The sequence below is a fragment of the Rhodopseudomonas palustris genome, assembly GCF_007005445.1.
Classification (GTDB): domain Bacteria; phylum Pseudomonadota; class Alphaproteobacteria; order Rhizobiales; family Xanthobacteraceae; genus Rhodopseudomonas; species Rhodopseudomonas palustris_G.
Map to the genome: position 1 here is coordinate 2,326,135 of NZ_CP041387.1, position 26,914 is coordinate 2,353,048.

24 protein-coding genes are annotated in these 26,914 nt (G+C 65.5%); 11 read left to right on the forward strand and 13 right to left on the reverse strand.

Annotated features, from left to right (window positions below):
• Positions 1–490: 490 nt before the first annotated feature.
• Entirely contained in the window at positions 491–757 is a 267-nt protein-coding gene (locus FLL57_RS10600) for a hypothetical protein (protein WP_235677255.1), read from the forward strand.
• Between the two features lie 109 nt (positions 758–866).
• Here FLL57_RS10600 and FLL57_RS10605 read toward each other — a convergent pair whose 3' ends face one another.
• Complete coding sequence (locus FLL57_RS10605) at positions 867–1,412, reverse strand: CreA family protein (RefSeq protein WP_013502109.1); 546 nt, start codon at positions 1,410–1,412, stop codon at positions 867–869.
• A gap of 210 nt (positions 1,413–1,622) precedes the next feature.
• On the opposite strand from FLL57_RS10605, the gene FLL57_RS10610 reads away from it, so the two are divergent.
• From FLL57_RS10610 to FLL57_RS10620, 3 genes are all read left to right on the forward strand, one after another.
• Positions 1,623–3,131 carry a L,D-transpeptidase gene (locus FLL57_RS10610; protein WP_142882872.1) on the forward strand — a complete coding sequence of 503 codons (1,509 nt, stop codon included), beginning with the start codon at positions 1,623–1,625 and terminating at the stop codon, positions 3,129–3,131.
• Positions 3,132–3,287: 156 nt separating this feature from the next.
• On the forward strand, positions 3,288–4,247 hold the full coding sequence (locus FLL57_RS10615; protein ID WP_013502107.1) for a polysaccharide deacetylase family protein: 960 nt from the start codon (positions 3,288–3,290) through the stop codon (positions 4,245–4,247).
• Positions 4,248–4,284: 37 nt separating this feature from the next.
• Positions 4,285–4,848 (forward strand): dihydrofolate reductase, encoded by a 564-nt coding sequence (locus tag FLL57_RS10620; protein ID WP_142882873.1) that lies wholly within the window; start codon positions 4,285–4,287, stop codon positions 4,846–4,848.
• Positions 4,849–4,855: 7 nt separating this feature from the next.
• Here the strand turns inward: FLL57_RS10620 and FLL57_RS10625 are convergent, their stop codons facing one another.
• The 3 genes from FLL57_RS10625 to aspS form a co-directional block, all read right to left on the reverse strand.
• Complete coding sequence (locus tag FLL57_RS10625) at positions 4,856–5,296, reverse strand: DoxX family protein (RefSeq protein ID WP_142882874.1); 441 nt, start codon at positions 5,294–5,296, stop codon at positions 4,856–4,858.
• A 112-nt stretch (positions 5,297–5,408) separates the two neighbouring features.
• The gene (locus tag FLL57_RS10630) at positions 5,409–7,718 is read right to left on the reverse strand and encodes an NADP-dependent malic enzyme (protein WP_013502104.1); all 2,310 of its coding nucleotides are present in this window, start codon (positions 7,716–7,718) and stop codon (positions 5,409–5,411) included.
• 45 nt (positions 7,719–7,763) lie between these two features.
• Positions 7,764–9,539, reverse strand: a complete 1,776-nt coding sequence (aspS, locus tag FLL57_RS10635) for an aspartate--tRNA ligase (RefSeq protein ID WP_142882875.1) — start codon at positions 9,537–9,539, stop codon at positions 7,764–7,766.
• 258 nt (positions 9,540–9,797) lie between these two features.
• On the opposite strand from aspS, the gene FLL57_RS10640 reads away from it, so the two are divergent.
• The 3 genes from FLL57_RS10640 to FLL57_RS10650 all read left to right on the forward strand — a co-directional run bounded on the left by FLL57_RS10640 (position 9,798) and on the right by FLL57_RS10650 (position 13,477).
• Positions 9,798–11,276 (forward strand): protein adenylyltransferase SelO, encoded by a 1,479-nt coding sequence (locus tag FLL57_RS10640; RefSeq protein WP_142882876.1) that lies wholly within the window; start codon positions 9,798–9,800, stop codon positions 11,274–11,276.
• A gap of 102 nt (positions 11,277–11,378) precedes the next feature.
• Positions 11,379–12,557 (forward strand): ribonuclease D, encoded by a 1,179-nt coding sequence (gene rnd / locus FLL57_RS10645; RefSeq protein ID WP_142882877.1) that lies wholly within the window; start codon positions 11,379–11,381, stop codon positions 12,555–12,557.
• Positions 12,554–13,477: a bestrophin family protein gene (locus tag FLL57_RS10650; protein WP_142882878.1), complete on the forward strand. Its 924-nt coding sequence runs from the start codon at positions 12,554–12,556 to the stop codon at positions 13,475–13,477. The genes rnd and FLL57_RS10650 overlap by 4 nt, the downstream gene beginning before the upstream one ends.
• A gap of 12 nt (positions 13,478–13,489) precedes the next feature.
• Here the strand turns inward: FLL57_RS10650 and ppx are convergent, their stop codons facing one another.
• From ppx to FLL57_RS10670, 4 genes are all read right to left on the reverse strand, one after another.
• Positions 13,490–14,995 (reverse strand): exopolyphosphatase, encoded by a 1,506-nt coding sequence (gene ppx / locus FLL57_RS10655; RefSeq protein ID WP_142882879.1) that lies wholly within the window; start codon positions 14,993–14,995, stop codon positions 13,490–13,492.
• 12 nt (positions 14,996–15,007) lie between these two features.
• On the reverse strand, positions 15,008–17,218 hold the full coding sequence (locus FLL57_RS10660) for an RNA degradosome polyphosphate kinase (RefSeq protein ID WP_142882880.1): 2,211 nt from the start codon (positions 17,216–17,218) through the stop codon (positions 15,008–15,010).
• A gap of 147 nt (positions 17,219–17,365) precedes the next feature.
• A complete protein-coding gene (locus FLL57_RS10665; RefSeq protein ID WP_013502097.1) occupies positions 17,366–18,043 on the reverse strand; it encodes a chromosomal replication initiator protein DnaA in 678 nt (225 codons plus the stop codon).
• Positions 18,044–18,086: 43 nt separating this feature from the next.
• Positions 18,087–18,632 carry a CDP-alcohol phosphatidyltransferase family protein gene (locus FLL57_RS10670; RefSeq protein ID WP_013502096.1) on the reverse strand — a complete coding sequence of 182 codons (546 nt, stop codon included), beginning with the start codon at positions 18,630–18,632 and terminating at the stop codon, positions 18,087–18,089.
• 263 nt (positions 18,633–18,895) lie between these two features.
• Here FLL57_RS10670 and purM point away from each other — a divergent pair, with 263 nt between their 5' ends.
• A complete protein-coding gene (purM, locus tag FLL57_RS10675; RefSeq protein WP_142882881.1) occupies positions 18,896–19,969 on the forward strand; it encodes a phosphoribosylformylglycinamidine cyclo-ligase in 1,074 nt (357 codons plus the stop codon).
• 8 nt (positions 19,970–19,977) lie between these two features.
• Positions 19,978–20,631, forward strand: coding sequence for a phosphoribosylglycinamide formyltransferase (gene purN, locus FLL57_RS10680; protein ID WP_142882882.1), 654 nt, complete (start codon positions 19,978–19,980; stop codon positions 20,629–20,631).
• Between the two features lie 63 nt (positions 20,632–20,694).
• On the opposite strand, the gene FLL57_RS10685 is transcribed toward purN, so the two are convergent.
• Positions 20,695–20,898: a cold-shock protein gene (locus FLL57_RS10685; RefSeq protein ID WP_013502093.1), complete on the reverse strand. Its 204-nt coding sequence runs from the start codon at positions 20,896–20,898 to the stop codon at positions 20,695–20,697.
• A 481-nt stretch (positions 20,899–21,379) separates the two neighbouring features.
• Between FLL57_RS10685 and FLL57_RS10690 the strand changes: the two genes are divergently transcribed.
• Positions 21,380–22,153: a Crp/Fnr family transcriptional regulator gene (locus tag FLL57_RS10690; protein ID WP_013502092.1), complete on the forward strand. Its 774-nt coding sequence runs from the start codon at positions 21,380–21,382 to the stop codon at positions 22,151–22,153.
• A gap of 80 nt (positions 22,154–22,233) precedes the next feature.
• On the opposite strand, the gene FLL57_RS10695 is transcribed toward FLL57_RS10690, so the two are convergent.
• Both FLL57_RS10695 and ndk read right to left on the reverse strand, forming a co-directional pair.
• Positions 22,234–23,055 carry a TerC family protein gene (locus tag FLL57_RS10695; RefSeq protein ID WP_142882883.1) on the reverse strand — a complete coding sequence of 274 codons (822 nt, stop codon included), beginning with the start codon at positions 23,053–23,055 and terminating at the stop codon, positions 22,234–22,236.
• A 74-nt stretch (positions 23,056–23,129) separates the two neighbouring features.
• Complete coding sequence (gene ndk / locus FLL57_RS10700) at positions 23,130–23,552, reverse strand: nucleoside-diphosphate kinase (protein ID WP_013502090.1); 423 nt, start codon at positions 23,550–23,552, stop codon at positions 23,130–23,132.
• 146 nt (positions 23,553–23,698) lie between these two features.
• Between ndk and FLL57_RS10705 the strand changes: the two genes are divergently transcribed.
• Positions 23,699–25,576, forward strand: a complete 1,878-nt coding sequence (locus FLL57_RS10705) for an ABC-F family ATP-binding cassette domain-containing protein (protein ID WP_142882884.1) — start codon at positions 23,699–23,701, stop codon at positions 25,574–25,576.
• A 226-nt stretch (positions 25,577–25,802) separates the two neighbouring features.
• Here the strand turns inward: FLL57_RS10705 and FLL57_RS10710 are convergent, their stop codons facing one another.
• Entirely contained in the window at positions 25,803–26,339 is a 537-nt protein-coding gene (locus FLL57_RS10710; protein WP_041807242.1) for a hypothetical protein, read from the reverse strand.
• Between the two features lie 113 nt (positions 26,340–26,452).
• Positions 26,453–26,905 carry a DNA polymerase III subunit chi gene (locus FLL57_RS10715; RefSeq protein ID WP_013502087.1) on the reverse strand — a complete coding sequence of 151 codons (453 nt, stop codon included), beginning with the start codon at positions 26,903–26,905 and terminating at the stop codon, positions 26,453–26,455.
• Positions 26,906–26,914 lie beyond the last annotated feature (9 nt).

Sequence of the window (26,914 nt, forward strand, 5' to 3'; positions counted from 1 at the left end):
GGAGCCGCGGCACACGACTAAAGTCGCCCATCCGGGGCTCCTATGGTCGCCGGCGGTGACATCACCACGTCATCAACCGGCGCGTAGTTAGCCCATCCTAGAGGAGCCGACGACCGGCGAATACCGCCAATGGTCTCTGCTCTCCTCGATTACCAACACTAACCGGCTTGTTTCGAGGCTAGTAATTTCATTGGATCGGCATTACAAATGAGAAGTTGCGGAGCTTGGCGTGTTCGAGCTTTGAACCGCGCTGTGACGTCGGGTGCAGATCATCGCGGTTCGGCAATCGCGACCGCAGCGAAGACCTGCACGTTGAGGATCTGGACGATCGAGAGCTGGACGTCGAAAGCCTCGACGCCCGCGTTCGGGACGCTAACGGATCCCCCGTCGCACCGGCTCGCCGGACTGCGTCACGAAAAGCCCGCTCCGGTGTGGATCATGTCGCCTCGGCGAGGCGGCAACGATTCACGCCGATCGACGTTAACAAACGATGGAGGAAATCATGATGGCCGGTAATGCCCTCGGCGACGGCGGCAGCAGCGATCGCACTGCAGAGCGGCGTCTTTCCCCGCGCACCGATCCTCACCACGAACGGCGCAGAGGTGTTGCGACGTCGGGTGAGATGGCCTTGCAAGGGCCGTTCGGCCATCCCGCCACCCAATGCATGCCGCAGCGGCTGGTCAGGCTGGTCGGCTATCGTGCTCCGGCGCACGGCACGACGTTGGAACCGATAGCGAACGACCGGGAGACCGCCTGAGGCGAGACGGCCTCCCTTTGCTACTTCGGCGCTTCGATAGCCTCGAAGCGCCGAATGGTGCGAACGATCAATTGAAGGCGCTCAATTGAAGACAGTCAATTGAAGACGGCTATTTGAAGAAGTCCCCGCATTTCTCCACGGTGGTGTCTCCACCCCACGGCATCACCGGCACCGACGAGGTCGAGTTCTTCGGCGAGCCTTCGATCAGGCGGTCCGAGTACACCATATAGACCAGGACATTGCGCTTCGGGTCGCAGCCGCGGACGATCTGCATCTTCTTGAAGAACACGGACCGACGTTTGCTGAACATGTCGTCGCCCTGATCCAGCTTGCCCTTGAAGTGAATCGGACCGACCTGACGGCACGCCAGCGAGATGTCCGAGACTTCCTCGGCGAGGCCGAGCCAGCCTTTGAAGCCGCCGCGCTCCGGCACCGTGAAATGACAGGCGACGCCCTGCACCTCGGGATCGTCGACCGCATAGACCGCAAGCTTGTCGTTCGGGCTGAGCAGCTTGAACACCGTCGAACGGCGGAAGATCAGGTCAGGATCGTCCGCTGCTGCGGCGGTGGATACGCCCACGGCCGCGAGTGCGAGCAGCGCAAGCGCGCCCGATTTGAAGCGTGAGACGCAAAAGAGAGAGGCACGCCGGTTCATCGAAGTCTCCATAGCAACGGTTCTGTGCATTTGGTGCGCAGATCGCCGGTTTGAAAGATGCAACTCTTGCCCGCCGCCGCGTTTAACCTCCGGTGAAGCTTTTTTGTTACGGTCTGTCAGGTCGTGAGGTCGTTCGCAGGGAGCGTGAACGTGCCTGATGCCAGAGAGACTCATCTAACATTCTGGCGGCAAGATTCGGGGAAGAGCCACGTGCGCGTATTTCACGGCGATGCCGATCGCACCGATCGACGTTACTCCTGCACCGGCAACTGCCGTGTCGGCCATTCGACGCTGTCTCGCACAACGCTGGGGGCCGGCGTTCTGGCAATTGCCATCGCGGCCGCACCTGCCGCAGAAGCGTCGCCCTATTGGTACTGGTCGGAGGAAGCGCCGATCTACGAGGCACCGCCACCTCCCGCGCCGAAGCGGCAGCCCCCTCGCAAGCGGCTTCAACTCGACCACCAGCTCGAAAGGCAGATCGAAAAACAGGCATCGAAACCGCAGGGTCCGGTGGTGATAGCGGTCTCGATCGAGCAGCAGAAGCTCCGTGTCTACGACGCCAACGGCCTGTTTGCCGAAACCCCGGTGTCGACCGGCATGCGTGGTCACGCGACGCCGCTGGGCGTGTTCAGCGTTATTCAGAAGAACAAATACCACCGCTCCAACATCTACAGCGGCGCCCCGATGCCCTACATGCAGCGCATCACCTGGTCGGGCATCGCCCTCCATGCCGGTGCGCTTCCCGGCTATCCGGCGTCGCACGGCTGCATCCGGATGCCGATGCCGTTCGCGATCAAGATGTGGGGCTGGACCCGGATGGGCGCCCGCGTGATCGTCTCGGCGGGCGACGTCACCCCGGCCAGCTTCGCGCACCCGCTGCTGGCGACGAAGAAGCTGGCGCCAGATCCCGAACCGATGGTCGCAGACTCGCCCGAGGCGGCGATCACCGCCAAGCCGGACCAGAAAGCTGCGGTCGACAGATCGGCCGATCAGATCATCGCCCCTGAAGGGCTGCGGCGCGGCATCGCGCTCGACAGCGACAAACCTACGGCGGCGGCGCCGGTGCGAACGGCGGACGCGGCCGCTGCAGCCGTCACCCTCACCGACGCCTCGTCCGGCAAAGCCGGCTCCGACAAGGCGACGGAAACGGGCGATGCCGGCGCCCCGGCCAAGCCGCAGGACAAGATCGCGACCGTCCAGGCCGACCAACAGCCCGCCCAAGGCCAGTCGAATGCAGCGGCCGCGGAAGCCTCGACCGCGACCGCCCTCCCGGCTCCGAATCCGAGGCAGCAGATCGCCGCGTTCGTCAGTGGCAAAGACAGCCGGCTGTATGTGCGGCAGAACCAGACGCCGCTGTTCGACGTTCCGGTGACGATCGCGGCAGGCGACCGGCCGCTCGGCACCCATGTTTTCACCGCCGAACTCGGCAACGACCAGAGCGTCCGCTGGACGGTGATGTCGCCGGCTGCGGCAACTCATGCGGAACCTGAAGTGCGGAGCAAATCCCGCCGTTCCGGCAATACTCTGGCGCGCGAAGCCAAGGCGCCGCGTGAAGCCAACAGCCCGGCTGAAGCCCTCGACCGGCTGACGATTCCGCCGGAAGCCCTGAAGCGGATCGCTGAAGCGCTGACCAACGGTGGCTCACTGATCGTGTCCGACCACAGCATCTCGGCCGGCGAAACCGGCAAAGGCACCGATTTCATCGTCCCGCTCAACTAGCCGTTTCCGGGCTGTCGAATCTGCGGGCAACTCCCGGACCGCGTCAAAAACCGTTGGCGCCACTGCTGGCGAGCCTCTACCTTGTGCGGCGCGTGCGCCGGCCCGACTCGGCCGGCCCCGCAGTCTCGGACGAGCATACGGCGGAAGGACTTCGGCATGCGGATCACGGCAGCTTTGATCGTTGCAGGTGTGGTTTCCCTCGGGACCACCGCGGCCATGGCGCAGGCTCCGAAGGCGGCCACCGCCGCTGCCCCGCAGCCGGCCGCCGCCCCGTTGGCCGCCGCGCCCGCTCCGGCGCCCGCCCCGCAACCGGCGGCCGCGGCCAAACCGGTCTGCGCCAATCCGGACGCGCTCGGCGTCGGCCGCATCGTCGAGATCGACACCACCGGCGGTCCCGGCTTCGGCTTCGAGCATTTCAAGCAGCTCGACTTCCTGCGCGACAAGGAAGTGGTGCTGACCTTCGACGACGGTCCGTGGCAGGCGACCACGCCGGCGGTGCTGAAGGCGCTGGCCGACCAGTGCACCCGCGCGATCTTCTTCCCGATCGGCAAACACGCCACCTACTATCCGGAATTGCTGAAGCAGGTCGCCGCCGCCGGCCATACCGTGGGCGCGCACACCTGGTCGCACGCCAATCTGGCCAACAAGAAGCTCACCGAGCAGCAGGCCAAGGACGAGATCGAGAAGGGTTTCGCTGCGGTGAAGTGGGCGATCGGCGGCGCGCCGGCGCCGTTCTTCCGCTTCCCGGCGCTGCAGCACCCGCCGGCGCTGGTGACCTATCTGGGCACCCGCAACGTCGCGATGTTCTCCTGCGACCTCGACTCGTTCGACTTCAAGGCGCGCAAGTCACAGCAGGTGGTCGACACCGTGATGAACAAGCTCGACAAGCGCGGCAAGGGCATCATCCTGATGCACGATTTCCAGAAGAGCACCGCCGAGGCGCTGCCGGAACTGCTGCGGCGGCTGAAAGCCGGCGGCTACAAGGTGGTGCACATGCGCGCCAAGGCGCCGGTGCAGACGCTGCCGCAATACGACGAGGAACTCGTCAAGAGCTCGGCGCTGCCGACGGTAAGCACCCGGCCGGTCAACGCCGTGGTTCAGACCGTCTCCGAATAGCCGGCCGCAGTTCCCTGATGCGGATCGCAACGCGCCGATGACGGCGACGACGGGATTGACGATCGAAGGCTGCGTGATCGTGTCGGCGGAGGGCAACCTCGCCGACGCTGATCGGCTGATGCCGGACGCGCTGAAATTCCCCGGCGATCAGGCGTTCTTCGCCGCCGCGCTCGACCGCGCCGACCTGATCGTGCACGGCCGCAATTCGTTCGAGGACCAGCCGAACTCGCCGCTGCGCCGCCGCCTGATCGTGACCCGGCAGGTCGCCGGCCTGGCACCCGACCCGTCGAACCCGAAAGCGGTGCTGTGGAATCCGGCCGGCGCCTCGTTCGAAGACGCCTGCATCCGCGCCGGCGTGAGCAGCGGCACGGTAGCGATCATCGGCGGGCCCGACGTGTTCGCGCTGTTCTTCGATCGCTACGACACGTTCTTTCTGTCGCAGGCGCCGCACGCGCGGCTGCCGGGCGGCGAGCCGTGCTTTCCGGGCGTGCCCGAGCGGACGCCCGAGCAGATCCTGTCGGCACACGGCCTATGCCCGGCCGACCGGCAGATCCTCGACGCCGACCACGACGTCAGCGTCACCGCCTGGCGCCGCAGCTAAGCGAGGGTCAGGCGTGGCCACCGGACGCGGCGCCGCCCCTGCCGATCCCGGCGATGATCAGCAGGCCGCCGACCAACGACAGGTTCTTCAGCGCGACCGTCAGATTGGTCTGAGCATCCGGGCCGGTCTGATTCCAGAAGTCGTGGAAGTAGTAGGTTCCGACCGCGACGAATACGATCAACACCAGCGCACAGAACCGCGCGCCAAAGTTCAGCGCGATCAGCAGACCGCACAACAGCTCGATGCCGCCCGCCGCCAGCGCCAGCATCTGAGCGAACGGCATGCCGGCCGCCTGCTCGAGCTGCGCCGTGTAGCTGACCAGCATCTCCGGCACCACGAACTTGCCGGCCGCCTGAGTGGTCGCAGGCAGGTTGAGCAGCTTGGATGCGCCGGAGAAGATGAACAGGACGGAGAACAGAAAGCGCCCGAGTGCGATCAAGACCGACATTGGCATCCCCGCTTGCCGGCGGCAAGCGCGCCGCCGGGCGCCGTCAGTATGAGCACGGCGCAGCGGGTTTTCCAACGTACAAAACGCACCAGTCCGACAGGCTGCGGCGCGGTCAGGCGAACAGCGTGCCCTGGTGCCGCCCCGCCCGTTCCTGCGCCTCGACCACCGCCACCGCGGTCATGTTGAGGATGCCGCGCGGCGTCGCCGACGGCGTCAGGATGTGCGCCGGCAGTGCCGGGCCGATCAGGATCGGGCCGACCGGCAGCGCCTCGCCCACCACCTTGATCATCTGATAGGCGACGTTGGCGGTGTCGAGATTGGGCATGATCAGCACGTTGGCGACGCCGGTCAGCCGCGAATGCGGCAGGATCATCTGCCGCGAGGTTTCCGACAGCGCGCTGTCGCCCTGCATTTCGCCGTCGGCTTCGATCTCCGGATGTTTCTCGGCGAGGATCGCGGTGGCGCGGCGCATCTTCAACGACGAGTCGGTCGGGAAGCTGCCGAAATCCGAATGCGACAGGAAGGCGATCTTCGGCTTGATGTTGAAGCGCTGAACGTGGACCGCAGCGAGCGCCGCCAGTTCCGCCAGCTCTTCGGCGGTCGGATTCGGCCGCACCTGGGTGTCGGCGATGAAGATCGGCCCCTTCTTGGTGATCAGCAGCGCCAGCGCGGCGTAGTCCGACACCCCGGGGCGCCGGCCGATCACGTCGCGGACGTGACGCAGATGATTCATGTAGCGGCCGTCGAGACCGCAGATCATCGCGTCCGCCTCGCCGCGCGCCACCGCGAGCGCCGCGATCACCGTCGAGTTGGTCCGCACCACCGTGCGCGCCGCCGCCGGCGTGACGCCGGCGCGGCCGGCGATGTCGATATAGGACTGCACGTAGGAGCGATAGCGCGGGTCGTCCTGCGGATTGACCAGATCGAAGTCCTCGCCGGGACGGATCGACAGGCCCGAGCGCTTGATCCGCGCCTCGACCACCGCCGGTCGCCCGACCAGGATCGGCCGCGCCAGTTTCTCTTCGAGGATGGTCTGCACCGCGTGCAGCACCTTCTCGTCCTCGCCCTCGGCGTAGATCACGCGGACCGGCTGCCCCTTCGCCTTGGCGAACACCGGCTTCATCACCAGACCGGAGCGGAACGCGAATCGCTCGAGCTGCGCGTAGTAATCGTCGAACGAGGTGATCGGCCGGGTCGCGACACCGGAATCCATCGCGGCCATCGCCACCGCGGGCGCGATCCGCAAGATCAGCCGCGGGTCGAACGGGCTCGGGATCAGCGATCCCGGACCGAAGCCGAACGCCTCGTCATTGTCGAGACCGACCGACACCGGATCAGACGGCGCCTCGCGCGCGAGCTGAGCGATGGCGTCGACCGCCGCGTGCTTCATCGCTTCGTTGATCGCGGTGGCGCCGACGTCGAGCGCGCCGCGGAAGATGTAGGGGAAGCACAGGACGTTGTTGACCTGGTTCGGGAAGTCCGAACGCCCGGTGCAGATCATCGCATCGGGGCGCGCCTTGCGCACCTCGTCCGGCATGATTTCCGGCGTCGGATTGGCGAGCGCCATCACCAGCGGTCGCTCGGCCATTTCCTTGACCATGTCCTGCGACAAAACGTTAGGACCGGAGAGGCCGAGGAAGATGTCGGCGCCCGGGATGACTTCGGCCAGCGTCCGCTTGTCGGTTTTCTGCGCATAGACCTCTTTCCAGCGGTCCATCAGAACATTGCGGCCTTCGTACACCAGGCCTTCGAGGTCACAGACCCAGATGTTCTTGCGCTGCGCGCCGAGCGACACCAGCAGATTCAGACAGGCCAGCGCAGCCGCGCCGGCGCCTGCGGTCACGATCTTGACCTCGGCGATGTTCTTGCCGGTCAGCGCCATCGCGTTCTTCACCGCGGCGCCGACGATGATCGCGGTGCCGTGCTGATCGTCGTGAAACACCGGGATCTTCATCCGGTCCTTCAGCATCGCCTCGATCTCGAAGCACTCCGGCCCCTTGATGTCTTCGAGGTTGATGCCGCCGAAGGTCGGCTCCAGCGCCGCCACAGTGTCGACCACGCGATCGACGGTATCTGCCGCGATCTCGATGTCGAACACGTCGATGCCGGCGAACTTCTTGAACAGAACCGCCTTGCCTTCCATCACCGGCTTGGCGGCGAGCGGCCCGATATTGCCGAGGCCGAGCACCGCCGTGCCGTTGGTAACGACAGCGACCAGATTGGATCGCACGGTGAGTTCGGCGGCCTGCGCCGGATCGGCTGCGATCGCGTTACAGGCTGCGGCGACGCCGGGGGAATAGGCCAGCGCGAGGTCGCGCTGGTTGGCGAGCGGCTTCGATGCCTGAATCTCCAGCTTTCCGGGCTTCGGCCGGCGATGATAGCCGAGCGCTGCCGCCTGAAGATCTTCGGAATACGACGCCATACGTTCCCCCGCCATTGTGGTTGGTTTCGACTCGTTGCCCGACGCTTACTTGGCGTCGGGCAGATTGAGCCGGATGTGCAGTTCGCGAAGTTGCTTGGGCGACACCTCCGACGGCGCCCCCATCAGCAGATCTTCGGCACGCTGGTTCATCGGGAACAGCGAGATTTCGCGCAGGTTGGTGGTGCCGCACAGCAGCATCACGATGCGGTCGACGCCCGCCGCCATGCCGCCATGCGGCGGCGCGCCGTACTGGAAGGCGCGATACATGCCGCCGAACCGGTCGATCACTTCCTGCTCGCCATAGCCGGCGATCTCGAACGCCTTCACCATCGCCTCGGGACGATGGTTGCGGATGCCGCCCGAGGCGATCTCGTAGCCATTGCAGGTGATGTCGTACTGGAACGCCTTGATGGTCAGCGGGTCCTGCGACGTCAGCGCCTCCATGCCGCCCTGCGGCATCGAGAACGGGTTGTGCGAGAAGTCGACCTTCTTGTCGTCCTCGTTGTACTCGTACATCGGGAAGTCGACGACCCAGGCGAGCGCGAACTGATCCCTGTCGATCAGGTTCAATTCCTCGCCGACCTTGGTGCGCGCGAGGCCAGCGAACTTGACGAACTTCGACGGATCGCCGGCCACGAAGAACGCGGCGTCGCCCGCCTTGAGGCCGAGCGCGGCGCGGATCGCTTCGGTGCGCTCCGGTCCGATGTTGTTCGCCAAAGGACCGGCGCCCTCGCCGCCTTCGCGCCACATGATGTAGCCGAGCCCCGGCTGGCCTTCGCCCTGCGCCCACGAGTTCATGCGGTCGCAGAACGCTCTGGAGCCGCCACCGGGACCCGGGATCGCCCAGACCTGGTTGCGCTGCTCTTCGAGCATCCGCGCGAACACCTTGAAGCCGGAGCCGCGGAAATGCTCGGAGACGTCCTGCATCTCGATCGGGTTACGAAGGTCAGGCTTGTCGGTGCCGTATTTGCGCATCGAGTCCGCGAATGCGATGCGCGGCCAGCCCCTGGTGACGCGCTTGCCTTTGGCGAATTCCTCGAACACGCCGGTGATCACCGGCTCCATCGCGGCGAACACGTCCTCCTGAGTGATGAAGCTCATCTCGACGTCGAGCTGATAGAACTCGCCCGGCAGACGATCGGCGCGCGGGTCTTCGTCGCGGAAACACGGCGCGATCTGGAAGTAACGATCGAAGCCCGACATCATCAGCAGTTGCTTGTACTGCTGCGGCGCCTGCGGCAGCGCGTAGAACTTGCCGGGATGGATGCGGCTCGGCACCAGGAAGTCGCGCGCGCCTTCCGGCGACGACGCGGTCAGGATCGGGGTCTGGAATTCGAAGAAGCCCTGCTCCTTCATGCGCCGGCGCATCGAGTCGACGATGGCGCCGCGGGTCATGATGTTCTGGTGCAGCTTTTCGCGGCGCAGGTCGAGGAAGCGATAGCGCAGCCGCACGTCTTCCGGATATTCCTGCTCGCCGAACACCGGCAGCGGCAGTTCGCCCGCCGGGCCGAGCACTTCGATCTCGGTCACGAACACTTCGACCGCGCCGGTCGGCAGATCGGGATTCTCGGTGCCCTCGGGGCGCCGGCGGACCCGGCCGTCCATCCGCACCACCCATTCGGCGCGCAGCTTCTCGGCGTCCTTGAATGCCGGCGAATCCGGATCGGCGACGCACTGGGTGATGCCGTAATGGTCGCGCAGATCGATGAACAGCACGCCGCCATGGTCGCGAATGCGGTGGCACCAGCCCGACAGGCGAACGGTCTGGTCGATATGGCTGTCGCGGAGCGCGCCGCAGGTGTGGGTTCGATAACGGTGCATGGAAATCCCGGGAAAGCCGTCTTCAGGCAGAATCGCGTGTCCGCAAGCCGTTGCGGAGAGCGTCAGGGTTTACCCGAGCGAACCCACCGCGGCAACCAGATGCGGAACGAGCACTCACCACTATCGGCTCTCCCGTCCGGCACCGCGGCAGCCTTCCCCGCCAGCCTTTCCGGATTGCAGCTTTTCCGCCGAAACAGTTGAAACCGGCCGGTTTCGGGCGGATTGTCGAAGCAGCGAACCGTTCTTAACTGGTGATCGATGACAGCGCATTTTCCGTTCGACAACAGCTACGTGGCGCTCCCGCAGAACTTCTTCGCGCGAGTTGCGCCCACGCCGGTCGCCGCCCCCCGGTTGATCAAGCTGAACCGCTCCCTCGCGCTGCAGCTCGGGCTTGATCCGGACCTGCTCGAGACGCCCGAAGGCGCGGAGATCCTTTCCGGTAACCGAATGCCGGAAACCGCTGCTTCGATCGCGATGGCCTATGCCGGACACCAGTTCGGCAATTTCGTGCCGCAGCTCGGCGACGGCCGGGCGATCCTGCTCGGTGAGGTGATCGACCGCCACGGCGTTCGTCGCGATATCCAGCTCAAGGGCGCCGGCCGCACCCCGTTTTCCCGGATGGGCGACGGCCGCGCCGCGCTCGGCCCGGTGCTGCGCGAGTACATCGTCAGCGAGGCGATGGCAGCGCTTGGCATCCCGACCACCCGCTCGCTCGCTGCTGTGCTGACTGGCGAGACGGTGCTGCGCGATCCGATCCAGCCCGGAGCCGTGCTGACGCGGGTGGCCTCCAGCCACATCCGGGTCGGCACCTTCCAGTATTTCGCCGCCCGGGGCGATCTCGACGGCGTACGGGCGCTCGCCGACCACGCCATCGCCCGCCACTACCCGGAGGCAGCGGAGGCCCCCTCGCCCTATCTGGCCCTGCTCGAAGGCGTGATCGGCCGGCAGGCGGAACTGGTGGCGAGCTGGATGATGATCGGCTTCATCCACGGGGTGATGAACACCGACAACTGCTCGATCGCCGGCGAGACCATCGATTACGGCCCCTGTGCCTTCATGGACAGCTTCGATCCGAAGACCGTCTACTCCTCGATCGACCAGTTCGGCCGCTACGCCTACGGCAACCAGCCGCCGATCGCATTGTGGAACCTGACCCGGCTGGCCGAGTGCCTGGTCAGGCTGCTGGCCGATGACGACGACAAGGGCGTCGGCATCGCCCAAGACGCGCTCGGCGGCTACGCAGAGCGGTTCAACGCCGCCTATCTTGCCAAGCTGGCCGCCAAGCTCGGCCTGTTCACCAGCCAGCCGGACGATCAACAGCTCTCGCAGGAATTTCTGGCGGCCCTGGCCAAGGGCGAAGCCGACTTCACCCTCGCCTTCCGCCGCCTGAGCAACGCCGCTGCCGATCCGTCGGATCTCAGCGAGGTCCGCACCCTGTTCGCGGATACGTCGGCCTTCGACGAATGGGCGCCGCGGTGGCGGGCGCGGATCGCGGCCGAGCCGCAGGACGGTTCCACCCGCCGGGACGCGATGCGCCGGGTCAACCCGGCCTACATCCCCCGTAACCATCAGGTCGAAGCGGTGATCCGGGCTGCCGTCGACCGGGATGATTTCGGTGCTTTCGAAGAGTTCCTGGCGGTGCTCGCCAACCCCTTCGAGGAAAAGGCGGAATTCGCCCGCTATGCGGAGCCGCCGCAGCCCCATGAACGGGTGCTGGAAACCTTCTGCGGAACTTGATCGACGCCGGGCGAGCGTGTCTAGTGGACGGGATTCGACGGCTTTGGCCAGCCGGCGCGGCCGATTGTCGCCCACTGCCGTCCCCGAACGCGACAGAGTTTGATGGACCTGATTTCAACTTCCGAGCAGCTTGCCGACGCCTGCGCCCGTCTCGCCCGCCACCCCGTCATCACGGTCGACACCGAGTTTCTCCGGGAGACGACGTTCTATCCATTGCTGTGCGTCGTGCAGATGGCGAGCGCCGAGGACGCGCTGGTGATCGACGCGCTGGCCGATGGCATCGACCTGAAGCCGTTCTTCGACCTGATGGCGAACGAGCAGGTGCTGAAGGTCTTCCACGCCGCCCGTCAGGACATCGAAATCGTCTGGCATCGCGCCGGCATCGTGCCGCATCCGATTTTCGACACCCAGGTCGCCGCGATGGTGCTCGGCTATGGCGACAGCATCGCCTACGACCAGCTCGTCGAGCGCATCACCGGCCACCGCCCGGACAAGACCCACCGCTTCACCGACTGGTCGCGCCGGCCCCTCACCCAGGAGCAGGTTCACTACGCGGTCTCCGACGTCACCCATCTGCGCGACGTGTTCGCCGCGCTCGATGCCGACCTGAAGAAACGCGGCCGCAGCGATTGGGTCAGCGAGGAGATGGAAGTCCTCACCTCGCCGAGCACCTACGACGTGCACCCGGAGCGTGCCTGGGAGCGGCTGAAGACCCGGGTGCGCAAGCCGAAAGAGCTGGCGGTGCTGATGGAGATCGCAGCCTGGCGCGAGCAGGAAGCGCAGAGCCGCGACGTGCCGCGCTCGCGCGTTCTCAAGGACGACGCGCTCGGCGACATCGCCACCCATGCGCCGACCTCGCTGGAGAAGCTGGCAAATCTGCGCTCGCTGCCGAAGGGGTTCGACCGCTCGAAATGGGGCACCGAGATCGTCGCAGCAGTGCAACGTGGGCTGGCGCGTGATCCGTCGACGCTGCCGAAGATCGACAAGCCGCGCAACAACTCCAACGGCACCGCGATCGTCGAACTGCTCAAGGTGCTGCTGCGGATGACCTCCGAGCGCCACGCGGTCGCCGCCAAGGTGATCGCCACCGTCGACGACCTCGAACAGATCGCAGCCGACGACAATGCCGATGTCGGCGCGCTACGCGGCTGGCGGCGCGAGTTGTTTGGCGAGGCTGCGCTCGCACTCAAGCACGGCCGGCTGTCGCTGGCGATCGAACGGGGCAAGGTGATCCAGGTGGATCGCGGCGCAGGCACTCGGAGTCAAAGCGCCGATCAATGATCGTTCGACCGCAGCCCAATCTGCTTCAGCTCTTCTTTCTGGTTCAAGGCTCGGTGGTGCAGCGGATCTTTCCGCAGGCCCTGCTGATCGCCGCCTTGTCGGTCGCGGTGGTGTGGGCGCACCACGCCTATCCGGGCCTCGTCTCGGATTTCAACAGCGCGCCGTTCACGGTGCTCGGCATCGCGCTGTCGATCTTCATGGGCTTCCGCAACAACGCCTGTTACGACCGTTGGTGGGAAGCGCGCCGCCACTGGGGCGAACTGATCTGTCTCAGCCGCAATCTGGCGCGACAGACGCAGATCCTGCCCTGCTCCGGCGCCGATCCGGAGCGCAGCCGCCAGAAGCTGCTGACGCTGGCGATGGCGTTCGCCCGGGCGCTGGTGCTGCACCTTCGCCCGGGAAGCGACACCACCAAGGTGACGCGCCACCTTAGCGCCGAGACCCGCGCGCGCTATGAGGCCAGCCGCAACGCGCCCGAAGTCATCCTCTCGGCGATGCAGGCCGAACTCGCTGCCCTGCATCGCAGCGGCGAATTGCGCGACATCCCGTTCCAGATCATCGATCGCACCATCGGCCAGATGGCGATGGTGCAGGCCGCATGCGAACGCATCCGTTCGACGCCGGTGCCGTTCGGCTATTCGCTGCTGCTGCATCGAACCGCCTACGTATTCTGCCTGCTGCTGCCGTTCGGCTTCGCCAACACCCTCGGCTGGCTGACGCCGTTCGCCACCGCGCTGGCGGCCTACACCTTCTTCGGTCTCGACGCGCTCGGCTCCGAGCTGGAAGAGCCGTTCGGCCAACTCCCCAACGATCTGCCGATCGCGGCGCTGGCCGACACCATCGAGATCAATCTGCGCGAAGCTCTCGGCGAAACCGACCTGCCGCCGTTGCCGGCGCCGGTCGACCACATCCTGGTGTAAGCCGCGCGGGCTTCAGCGCAGCACGATCGTCCCTGAGCGCCCGACCATCTTGGCGAGCTGCTTGAACCGGCTGCCGACACGGTCGGCGACCAGATCGACCAGGCTATGCTCGAACACCAGCATCAGCTTGCGGCCCTCGGTGCGAAAATGCGTCGCCGGCAGCACCCCCGGCCGCGCCGCGCTGATCAGATGCGCGACCCGGAACGCCGCCCCGAGCAGCCGCGCGCGCTCGTCGAGCGCTTCGGTCACCAGTTCGCGCGCTGACATCGGCGGTTCGTTCTGCTCGCTGAAGCCGGCGTAGCGGTAGTACACCGACAACCCCATGAAGGCGCGGTCGCGATGGGTGACGTCGCCGAAATTGGCGTTCGCGATCAGCGACAAAGTCTGTTCGCCGCGATGATCGGGATGCACCCGCCAGCCGACATCCGACATCAGGCAGGCCGCGCGCCGCAGCCGGCGATCCTCTTCGGTTTCCTTGACCTTGGCGACGCGGAACAGCCGGTCGGTCCACTCGATCAGCTCCTCGGCATGACGCGCCGATCGCGACAGCAGCAGATTCAGATTCTGCGCAGCGCACAGCAGCCCGTCCTTGGCGCGCTCCTCCGGCGACAATTGCTCGTAAAGCAACCCTTCGCGCACGCCGTAGGTCGAGAACACGATCGTCTTCGGCTTGGCGATCCGGATGACGTATTCGAGCACGACCGCCGCATAGGCGAGCAACGGACGCCGCGCGTCGGCGATGACCTCGATATCGGCGAGCTGATTGGCCGCCACCAACACCCGCAGCCGCTGCGCGAAGCGCAGCGCTTCCGCCGCCGAGATCGAATAGCCATGCATCACTTTGAGCGAATGGCCGCTCTGGATGATGTGGATGCGGGCGAGCGCGCGCCAGGTTCCGCCGACCGCGTAGAACGTGCGGCCGCGGGCGGTCTTCAGCGGCCCCGCCTCCGACAGCAATTGCTGAGCGATCCGCTCGGCACGCTTGAGTGATTTCTGCGAGGCGTCCTGCAGGGCAAGGCTGCCGAGCGGCAGCGTCACGCCCTTGCGCACCGCATTGCCGCGGACGTCGATCAGTTCGAGCGAGCCGCCGCCGAGATCGCCGACCACGCCGTTCGGCTTGTGCACACCTGAGATCACCCCGAGCGCCGACAGCTTGGCTTCGCGCGGTCCCGACAGGATCTCGATGGTGACGCCGCAGATCCGCTCAGCCTCGGCGATGAAGTCCGGCCCGTTCTTGGCGTCGCGGCAGGCGGCGGTGGCGATCGCGAACACCTTGCCGACCTTCATGACCCGGATCAGCGCGCGAAACCGCCTCAGCGCAACCAGCGCCTTGCCGACCGCGTCTTCGGTCAGCAGCCCGGTGGTCTGCACCTCGCGCCCGAGCCCGCACAGCGCCTTTTCGTTGAACACCGTGACCAGGCTGCGGGCCAGCGCCTCGTACACCACGAGGCGCACCGAATTCGAGCCGATGTCGATGACGGCGACGCTGGGGTCGCGCCTGCGCGGCTGCTTGCTCAACGTCGGAGTCCCTCAGGAGGATTGCTGGGACTGCTGGCGCTCGGCACGCCGGGTGAGCCGGCGGGGCGAGGATTCCTGAAGCGACTTCCCACGGCCGGACAGACTCGGATTGGTCATGAAGTAGTTGTGGACGTTGAAGGGCTCCTCGCCCTTGCCGGCCTTCATACGCGTGGACGAACCGTCCGGCAACAACCGCCAGCTCTGCTCGGTATCCTTCAGGTTCGCGACCATGATCTGTTCCAGCACCTGCTGATGCACGGTCGGGTTCAGCATCGGGCACAGCACCTCGACCCGGCGGTCGAGATTGCGCGGCATCATGTCGGCCGAAGAGATGTACACCGCCGCCTTGGCGCTCGGCAGTCCGTGACCGTTGCCGAAACAGTAGATGCGGCCGTGCTCCAGGAACCGGCCGATGATCGATTTCACCCGGATGTTGTCGGACAGGCCCGGCACCCCCGGCCGCAGGCAGCAGATGCCGCGCACCACGAGTTCGACCGTCACCCCGGCGCGCGATGCCTCGTACAGCGCGTCGATGATCTCCGGATCGACCAGCGAGTTCATCTTCAGCCAGATCGCCGCCGGCTTGCCGTTGCGGGCGAAGTCGGTCTCGCCGCGAATGTGCGCCAGCATGGTCTTGCGCAACGTGATCGGCGACACCGCCATCTTCTCGATGTCGCTCGGCTCGGCATAGCCGGTAATGTAGTTGAACACCCGCGCGGCGTCGCGGCCGAGGATCGGATCGGACGTGAAGTACGACAGGTCCGTATAGATACGGGCCGTCACCGGATGGTAGTTGCCGGTGCCGGTGTGGATGTAGGTGGTGAGACTGCCGCCCTCGCGCCGCACCACCAGCGACAGCTTGGCGTGGGTCTTGAGCTGCAGGAAGCCGTAAACCACCTGCACGCCGGCGCGCTCCAGGTCGCGCGCCCAGCGGATGTTGGCTTCCTCGTCGAACCGCGCCTTCAGCTCGACCAGTGCGGTGACCGACTTGCCGGCCTCGGCGGCCTCGGCCAGCGCGCGGACGATCGGCGAGTTGTTCGAGGTCCGGTACAGCGTCTGCTTGATCGCGACCACGTCGGGATCGCGCGCCGCCTGCTGCAGGAACTGGACGACGACGTCGAACGATTCATACGGATGGTGGACGATCAGGTCTTTCTGCCGGATCGCCGCGAAGATGTCGCCGCCATGGTCGCGGACCCGCTCCGGATGCCGCGGCACGTAGGGCACGAATTCGAGGTCGGGGCGATCGACCCGGGTGAGCTGCGACAGCTCGTTCATCGCCAGCACGCCGTCGACCAGGAATGCCTCGTCGTCGGCGGCGCCGAGCGCGCGCTGCACGAACACCCGCAGCTCTTCGGGCATCGCCGAATCCACTTCGAGCCGGATCACCGACCCGCGGCGGCGGCGCTTCAGCGCGGTCTCGAACAGCCGGACCAGATCCTCGGCCTCTTCCTCGATCTCCAGTTCGCTGTCGCGGATGATCCGGAACGAGCCCTGCCCCTTGACGTGGTAGCCGGGGAACAGCCGTCCGATGAACAGCGAGGTCGCCTGCTCCAGCGTCATCACCCGGACAGTCTGGTCGCGCCCATTCCCGGGCAGACGGATGAAACGGTCGATCCGCGCCGGCATCCGAATCAACGCATTCATCGGCTTGCCGTCGGACACCCGCGCCAGTTGCAGGCCGATTGTGAAGCCGAGGCTCGGAATGAACGGGAACGGGTGCGCCGGGTCGATCGCCAGCGGCGTCAACAGCGGGAAAATGTTGTGGAGGAAATGATCCTCCACCCAAGCGCGCTCCGATTTCGTGACGTCCTTTCCGTCCAGCAACAGAATACCGTGATCGCCCAGCACCCCGCGCAACTCGCGCCAGATCGACTGCTGATCGCTCGCGAGCTTCGAAACAGCCTCGTTGATCAGCCCAAGCTGTTCGGACGGCGTCAGCCCGTCCGGGCTGCGTTCAGTGATGCCCTCGCGGATCTGCGCCTTGATACCGGCGACGCGGACCATGAAGAACTCATCGAGGTTGTTGGCCGAAATCGACAAAAACCGGACCCGCTCCAGCACCGGATGGTGCGGATTGACCGATTCTTCGAGCACCCGACGGTTGAAGTGCAGCCATGACAGCTCGCGATTGATGAATCGCTCGGGGCCCGCTGCAACCATCGAGGCCGGCTCGGCCTCGCCTTTTTTCTCTTCGATCGCAATCACTTGCTCGGAGTCCATGAGGAATCGATCCAGACCAGGATGTAGCGCGCCGCGGCTGCGGCGCCGCGAGACAATGCGGACGTGGCATGACGTTTCCATGACATTGAGAAACGAGGCACAGAAGCCGTCAAGCGGCGCGCTGGCGGCATCATTGCCGCAGGCTGCTCAATCGTCGCGCAGAATCTCGGACGCCAGTGCCCGTGTCACAGGCCGGCCGAGCCGCAGCGCCATGGTGTCGAGCTTCTCGACCACGCGCCGTGCCGCGACGAACGAACGGTCGATCCGGTTGGCCAGATAGCCGACCAGACCGGCGTCGATGCACATCTGCCGGTCGGCGCAGAACTTGACGATCAGGGCACGAAACAGCGCATCGTCGGGCGGCAGTAGCGAGACCACAGGCACCGCACGCAACCGCGACTTCAGGTCGCGCAACTCCACCGGAAAGGCCGAAGGCGCGAGGCGGCCGGTGAACAGCACATAGGCTTCGTCTTCGCGGGCCATGTTGATCAGGTGGAACAGCGCTCGTTCGTCGAAGCTGCCCGGGGCAAGGTCTTCGACGACCACCGCGCCGGTCGCCAGCGCGCCGGGCACCGCCGCCGCATTCAACGCCTGCGCCGCGGTCGACCGCGCTCCGGCGAGCTCGGCCCAGATCGCGGCCAGATGGCTCTTGCCGCTGCCCTCGGGGCCCACCAGCATCATGATACGGTTGGGCCAGTCCGGCCAACTCTCGATCAAAGAGAGCGCCGCGGTGTTGGCCGAGCCTTCCAGAAAATCCTCGCGCGACAGGCTTTCGGCGTGCGGCAGATCGAGAGCTAGTTGTCGAGGTTCAACGCGAACTGCCACAGGGCGCTCCATGCCGGCCCGAAAACGCGGCCGGCCGACGCGGTCAACGGCCTGGCTCGATCGTGCTCATGTGCCGCATCCACTCGACGAGATAGAGGGAGACGGAAAGCAAGGTCAAGACGGTCACCGCCGCCATCAGCAGCAGGTCGTACGGCGCAGGCTCGAAGGCGAAGGCCAGCGCCCCAAGCACCAGGGCGGCGAACGACACCTGGGCGACAGTGTTCAGCTTGGAAACCATCAGCGGCTTCATCGGGATCGGACGACCGAACACCCAGGAGATCATCACCGCACCGACGATCATGATGTCGCGCGACACCACCAGAATGACCAGCCAGCGCGGGATCGCGCCCCAGATCCCGAGCGAGACATAGATCGAGACCAGCAGGGCCTTGTCGGCGAGCGGATCGAGCAGCGCGCCCAGCTCGCTGGCCATGTTGAACCGCTTGGCCAGGAATCCGTCGACCGCGTCGCTGACGCCGGCCACCACGAACACCGCGAAAGCGATCTCCATTTCATTCGACGCGATCGCCCAGACCACGACCGGCACCAGCAGAATGCGGCAGAGCGTAATGATGTTCGGAATGCTCACACAACGCTCCCGACTTCCGGCCCAAATCCGCCGAAGAATATCGACTTTCGTCGATGGAGCGGGCTGGTTTTCTACATAGACCATGCTGGGCCCCCTTGCGAGCCATTGCACGCTGGCGGAATCCGACGTAACCACCCCAAAACATCGGCCGGGCGCGGACAAGCGGGACTTAGGTCTAGCGTCCTCGCGTTTGGTGGAACGACGGCGGCTTCGCCCTGGCGATGTCGCCCGGGTGCCGCACAGCTTGAATTGGGAAACCGGGCATGACCGAGCGGAAGCACGGCCTCACCTACGCCGACTCCGGCGTCGACATCGATGCGGGCAACCGGCTGGTCGATCTGATCAAGCCGATGGTGCGCGCGACCGCTCGCGCCGGCGCGGACTCCGAAATCGGCGGATTCGGCGGACTGTTCGATCTGAAGGCGGCCGGCTTCAAGGATCCGGTGCTGGTCGCGGCGACCGACGGCGTCGGCACCAAGATCAAGGTGGCGATCGACGCCGGCCTGCACACCGGCATCGGCATCGACCTGGTGGCGATGTCGGTCAACGACCTCGTCGTGCAGGGCGCCGAGCCGCTGTTCTTTCTCGATTACTTCGCCTGCGGCAAGCTCGATCCGGTCGCGGCCGCTGAGATCGTCGCAGGCGTGGCGGAAGCCTGCCGGGAATCCGGTTGTGCGCTGATCGGCGGCGAGACCGCCGAAATGCCGGGCCTCTACAAGGACGGCGACTACGATCTCGCCGGCTTTGCGGTCGGAGCCGCCGAACGCGGCACGCTGCTGCCGTCGAAGGACATCGCCGAGGGCGACGTGGTGATCGGACTGGCGTCTTCCGGCGTCCATTCCAACGGCTTCTCGCTGGTCCGCAAGATCGTCGAGAAATCCGGCCTGCCCTACGACGCGCCGGCGCCGTTTTCGCCGGTGATGACGCTCGGCGGTGCGCTTCTGGCGCCGACCAAGCTCTATGTGAAGTCGTGCCTGCAGGCGATCCGCGACACCGGCGCGATCAAGGGCCTCGCCCACATCACCGGCGGCGGCTTCACCGAGAACATCCCGCGGGTGCTGCCGAAGCATCTCGGCGTCGGCATCGACCTGCCGCGGATTCCGGTGCTGCCGGTGTTCAAATGGCTCGCCGAGCAAGGCGGGATCGCCGAGCTCGAGCTGCTGCGCACCTTCAATTGCGGCATCGGCATGATCGCGATCGTCAAGGCTGACGCGACCGACGAGGTCATCGAACGCCTGACCGCAAGCGGCGAGAGCGTGCATCTGCTCGGCCAGGTGATTGCCGCCAAGGGCGAGCAGCGGGTGGTCTATGACGGCCACCTCGATCTCGCCCTGTGAGTTCCGCGATGAAGCCCCGCGTTGCCATCCTGATTTCCGGACGCGGCTCCAACATGGCCGCGCTGATCGACGCCGCCGCTGAGGACGGGTTTCCAGCCGAAATCGCTGTGGTGATCTCCAACGTGGCCACCGCTGGCGGTCTTGCGATCGCCGAACGCAGCGGCATCGCCACCGTGGTGATCGAAAGCAAGCCGTTCGGCAAGGACCGAGCCGGCTTCGAAGCCGTGCTGCAGGCTGAGCTCGACGCACGGGGAATCGAGCTGATCTGCCTCGGCGGCTTCATGCGGCTGTTCACCGCCGAATTCGCGCAGCGTTGGTACGGCCGGATGCTGAACATCCATCCGTCCTTACTGCCGTCGTTCCCCGGTCTCGATCCGCACGGACAGGCGCTGCGCGCTGGCGTGAAGATCTCCGGCGCCACCGTGCACTTCGTCACGCCCGACACCGACGCCGGCCCGATCATCGTGCAGGGCGCGGTACCGGTGCAGGACGACGACACGCCGGACACGCTGGCTGCGCGTGTGCTGTCGGTCGAGCATCGCATCTACCCGGAAGCGCTGCGGCTGCTGGCTGAGGGCCTGCTGCGGTTCGACGGCGATCTGTGCCGGACGTCGGCCCCCAACGCTCCGGCGCGAACGCTGATCTCGCCCGCGGCAGAGTGATCGGATACACGAAGTTCCCCCGGCTTTCGACCGGGGGCAGTCCGACAACAGCGGCGTTTCAGATTAGGAGATCTTCAGGTTCTCCGCCGACGTGCGCCCACGGTTCTCGACCAGATCGTACTCGATCGCCTGGTTCTCGTTGAGCGTGCTCAGCCCAGCACGCTCGACCGCTGAAATATGGACGAAAACGTCCTTGTCACCCGTGGTCGGACGGATGAAGCCGTACCCCTTGGTGGGGTTGAACCATTTGACGGTGCCCTTTTGCATCGCCTGCCTCCCGATCTAGATACAAAAAAGACGCGGCACGCTGCCCGCGTGCCACGCCACAAACGGCGAACCCAATGCGTTATCGATTTCCCAGTCGCGAAACATAAAGCCGAGGGGGCCAGATCCGATTGCGCGTCAATTGCAACACGAAATTTGTGGTATAGCAAGCCTCGCACGATCCAACTGACAGAGATCGCGTAGTACGCAGCGCGACTGATCAGTTCCGAAGCAATCCGCGCTGCAATCTATAGCAAAGCGTAGTTCGGTCGGCAGACGGCTGCCTGTTTCGACTACAGATGCTCTGCGTCTCTGCTGACAAGATTTGCTGCACCGCCGAACTGTGCCGTTATCGCGGCAAGGATGCGACAATTTAGGACACTTTCGAACGTGGCCACCCCCGCCTCTGTCCGGTAAGCTCCCTTCGGGCCGAGAGGACTCGGTTCCAAAGTAGAAACAACACCACCAAGGAGCCGTTCAGATCTTGGCGAACGATCTTCAAGCAAGCTCTCCTGTAGTGAGAAATCGAGTTCTGGCACAACTTGCACCGGACGATTTCGAAGCGCTCAAGCCTTTGCTCCGGCCCGTCGAGTTTCGTGGGCGTGCCGTGCTGCAGGAAGCCAACCGCCGCGTCGAATGCGTGCACTTCATCGAAGACGGCCTCGTGTCGCACCTTTCTGGAACCCGCACCGATTTCGTCGAGACGGCCATGGTCGGCTACTTCGGCTATGTCGGCGTGCCGCTGGTTCTGGGCGCAGAGGTCTCGTCGCAGCGGTCGGTGGTGTGCATGCCGGGGACTGCGCTCAGGATCGAAGCCGATGATCTGGCCCGGGTGATCGCTGACCGGCCGCAGATCCGCGAAGAGATGCTTCGCTATGTGCCGGCGCTGATCGCCCAGAATACGCAGAGCGTGCTGTGCGCGGCGAAGCACGAGATCAATCAGCGCCTGGCGCGTTGGCTGCTGTTGGCGAACGATCGCATTCAGAGCGACGTGCTGTACATCACGCACGAGCTGCTTGCCGCCAGCATGGGCGTTCGGCGCGCCAGCATCACCAATGCGCTGCTTCAGCTCGAGGCGGAAGGCGTGGTCGAGAAGCGGCGCGGAGCGGTGCGGATCGTCGATCGCCAAGCGCTGGAGAACCGGACCTGCGACTGCTACCACATCGTCCGTGAAGCCTACGATCGCACCCGCACCGTGGAGTGCGGCGGCCACAATGGAGCTGATCACAGCCACGGCGTGATTGCCGGGACGGCCTGACGGCACCCCTCGTCTCACGTTCCAAGGATGAAGCGAGCCAGCCCGGCTCGCTTTTTTTATCCGGCAACCGCAGACCGCGGTCAGGCGCTCTGCGCAGCCGACTGCCGGCTTCGCCAGATCGATCCCGCAATCAGAACGACGACGGCGCCGGACACCGCGAACAAATGTTCGCCGACGGTGCCGTTGCCGGCGAGGTGCGTGTACATTCCCATCATGCCGAACAGCGCATCGAGCTGAGTGCCGATCGGTGCATCGAGCTTGTGCACGAACGGAAGTGCGGCGGCATCGGTGGCGATCACCTGCCCGGCGATCCAGCCGAGCAGCGCCGCCCCCGCCCACACCAGGACCGGCAGTTTCTCCAGCACCATCAGGATCAGCGCCGCCCCTGCCACGATCAGCGGGACGCTGATCGTGAGTCCGAGGATCAGCAGGACCACATTGCCGTCAGCAGCCGCTGCAACGGCGATGACGTTGTCGAGGCTCATGATGATGTCGGCCACGACCACGATCTGGACCGCGTGCAGCAGATGCGAAGCGGCTCGAACGCTGTCTTCGTCTTCGTTGTCAGGAACCACCAGCTTGGCGGCGATCACCAGCAGCGCCAAGCCGCCGACCAGCTTGAGATACGGCCACTCCATCAGGGTGGCGACGATGCCGGTGAAAATGATGCGCAGCATGACGGCGGCGGCGGCACCGAGCACCATGCCCCACAGCCGATGATGCGGCTTGAGCCCGCGGCAGGCGAGCGCGATCACCAGCGCGTTGTCGCCTGACAACAGCACGTTGATCCAGATGATCTTGCCGACGGAAATCCAGAATTCGGGCTGCTGAACGTCGCTCTTGAATTGCGCGACGATCGACCAGAAGGTCGCGGGGTCGAAGACGTGCAGCACCCAGTCCACGGTCTTTCCCCGATGTCGCCGGGGTCCCGCGGCCGCCGATGATCAGCGGCCGGGAACGTCCGACGTGGTAATGCTTAGCCGACGATTTCGTTGCCGGAGAAGAACTGGGCGATTTCGATCTTGGCGGTTTCCGCCGCGTCCGAACCGTGCACCGAGTTCTCGCCGATCGACTTGGCGTGCGCCTTGCGGATGGTGCCGTCAGCCGCCTTCGACGGATCGGTCGCGCCCATCACGTCGCGGTACTTGGCGATCGCGCCCTCGCCTTCGAGCACCTGAACCACGACCGGGCCGGAGATCATGAAGTCGACCAGTTCACCAAAGAACGGGCGTTCCTTGTGCACCGCATAGAAGGTCTCAGCCTGCTCGCGGGTCATGCGGATCCGCTTCTGGGCGACGATCCGCAGACCGGCCTGTTCGATCAGCGCGTTGATCGCGCCGGTGATGTTGCGCTCGGTCGCATCGGGCTTGAGAATCGAGAAAGTCCGTTCGATCGCCATGGAATGTCCTTGAAAGCTAAGGGTGGGAGGAGTTGCCGGGCTTATATCCACGCCGCCGCGCTCCGGCAAGCTGCGGGTCGCGATTCATCGGCCCCCCGCCCACTCGATCCGGTTGCCTTTGCGGCCCGACCCGGCCAAAACGCGCCATGCTCACGCTTACCGACATTTCGATCCGGCTCGCCGGACGGCTGTTGATCGACCAGAGTTCGGTCCAGATCGCCCCCGGCGCACGCGTCGGCTTCATCGGCCGTAACGGCGCCGGCAAATCGACCCTGTTCCGCGCCATCCGCGGCGAACTGGCCACCGAGACCGGCCGCATCACCCTACCGCCGCGCTGGCGGATCGGCAGCCTCGCCCAGGAGGCCCCGAACGGCCCCGAGACGCTTCTGGAGGTGGTGCTGGCCGCCGACGTCGAGCGGGCGGCGCTGCTGCACGAGGCCGAGACCGCTCAGGACCCGCATCGCATCGCCGACATTCAAACCCGGCTGGTCGACATCGACGCGCACTCGGCCCCGGCGCGCGCAAGTGCCATTCTCAGCGGCCTCGGCTTTTCCGCGACAGACCAGGCTCGCTCCTGTTCGGAGTTCTCCGGCGGCTGGCGGATGCGGGTGGCGCTGGCCGCGACGCTGTTCGCCGCGCCCGACCTGTTGCTGCTCGACGAGCCGACCAACTATCTCGACCTCGAAGGCACAATGTGGCTCGAGGACCATCTCGCGAACTATCCGCGCACGGTGATCGTGATCAGCCACGATCGCGATCTGCTCGATACGTCGGTCAATGAGATCCTGCATCTCGACCGCGGCCGGCTGGTTCACTTCCGCGGAAGTTACTCGGCCTACGCGGAATTCCGCGCCAACAAACTCGCGCTGGACGCGAAAAACGCCAAGCGTGACGAGGCGCGGCGCAAGCATCTTCAGGACTTCGTCGATCGCTTCAAGGCCAAGGCAACCAAGGCACGGCAGGCGCAATCGCGCGTCAAGATGCTGGAGAAGATGAAGCCGATCGCGCCGCTGGTGGCGGACGACACTCCGGAGATCAACTTTCCCGCCCCTGAGAAAACGTTGTCGCCGCCGATCATCGCGGTCGACAACGTCGCGGTCGGCTACGACCCGAAACATCCGGTGCTGCGCCACGTCACGCTGCGGATCGATCCCGACGACCGGATCGCGCTGCTCGGTGCCAACGGCAACGGCAAGTCGACGCTGGTCAAGCTGCTGGCGAACCGGCTGGCGCCGTTCTCGGGATCGGTGACGCGCGCGGACAAACTATCGATCGCGTATTTCGCGCAGCACCAGCTCGACGAATTGAACGAGGACGGCTCGACCTACGATCACGTCCGCAAGCTGATGCCGGACGCGCCCGAGAGCAAGATCCGGGCGCGCGCCGGCGCCATGGGATTCTCCGGCAAGGCGGCCGACACCCTGGTCAAGAGCCTGTCGGGCGGCGAGAAGGCGCGGCTGCTGCTCGGGCTCGCGACCTTCTACGGCCCGAACATGATCATCCTCGACGAGCCGACCAACCACCTCGACATCGACAGCCGCGCGGCGCTGGCGGAGGCGATCAACGACTTCCCCGGCGCGGTGATCATGGTGTCGCACGACCGCTATCTGATCGACGCCTGTGCGGACCGGTTGTGGGTAGTGGCCGATCACAAGGTGAAGCAGTTCGACGGCGACCTCGACGAATATCGTCGCGCCGTGCTGTCGTCCCGCGGGGCGCGAAACACGTCTTCCGATACCAAGGACCGCAGGGTTGACGACGGCAGCGCCAAGGCTTCGGAGCCGAAACCGAAGAAGACGGCGCCGCTGAAACAGCAGATCGCCGAGGCCGAAGCCGAAATCGACCGGATCACCGCGATCATCGAGAAGATCGATGCGGCGCTGGCGATTCCCGACCTCTTTACCCGCGATCCGAAACAAGCGGCGCAGCTCGGCACAGCGCGCGCCAATGCGCAGGCCGCACTACAGGCCGCAGAAGAGAAATGGCTGGAAGCGAGCGCGGCGCAGGACGCCGCGCAAAGCTGAACGCCGCTACAGCATTTCTATTCTGAATAGAATCGACACCGCGCTTCGGAGTGCTCACAACAGGCACAACCTCATGGTGAGGAGGCGCAAAGCGCCGTCTCGAACCATGTGACGCAGGGGATGCGTTGCGCCATCCTTCGAGACGCCCGGCTTCGCCGGGCTCCTCAGGATGAGGACTCAGTGCCTTCGGAAAGGTCGGATCGCTTCAATCAATCGATGAAGCGCTCTAACCCGATTGAGCGCTGCGGCGCTTGCCTCGCGCCGGCCTGCGCTCCGGCGCAGCCTCCTGAACGCGCTCGATCGAGGTCAACCGGCCTGCAGTGAAGGCGTAGATGCCGGGACGAGGGCCGCGGTTGTAGGTCAGAACAGTCGAACGGTCGCCGCGCTCGTTGGTCGAAAGGCTCACGTGATCCGGCGCCCCAAGGCCTCGCGCGACGTCGCATTCGGTGTGGCCGAGGGCGACCGTTCCGCCCTGGGAAAGAGGCGTAACCTGACCGTCCTGCGGTGCATTGGGGTCACCCGGCGCGGGCGCCATACCGGGGCAGCGGCCATCGGCGCTGACGAGATCGTCCGGGGTGATCGGCTTGTCCGGCGTGAGAGGCGGCGTCTCGATCGAGATGTTCTTGATGAACACTCGGCCCGGCTTCGAGAACCACTCGGCATCGCGCGATAGAAATTCCGGCGTGCCGGAACAGCCTGCGAGCAAGGGCCCCGCGACCGCGAGCGTGACGAACAACGGCCGAAAGGAAAACTTCTGATACACGGTCGAACGCGCCCCAATAGACATCTTAAGCACTTGTCCAATCATCGATTTACGGCACCACCGTGACGACCTCACCGCAACCTCGGGCGGCGGCGTCGGCATCCCGCCCTCGCCTAGTCCCGCCGCTGCCAGCGGCCGGCCTCGTCCGCCTGCCAATAGGTGACGTCGAACGCCCTCGCTTTACACTGCTTCCAGGCGTCGCGGGCCATCGCCACGGCCTCGTCGTCGTCGCCGTTGAACAGCAGAACCATCCGCTCATAGCTGTCCGAATCTTCGGGCAGCGCCGCGTTGTCGACCAGAAACCTGACCTTGGCACCGTTCGGATTGCCGTCACCTGCGGTCAGCAGGATCGGTTGCTGGGCCGCATCCGCCACCCGCCAAGTGGCGTGCGGCAGAAACGAATCCTCGCGATAGGTCCACAGATGGCCGTCGAGGGCGTCGGCCCGCTCTTCTGATGTCGACTGCACCACCACCCGCCAGCCACGCGCGAGTGATTTCTCGAGCAGCGGCGGCAGCACCTGTTCGATGGTCCTGCCTTGGAGATGATAGAACAGCACTTCGGTCATCGCGAGCGC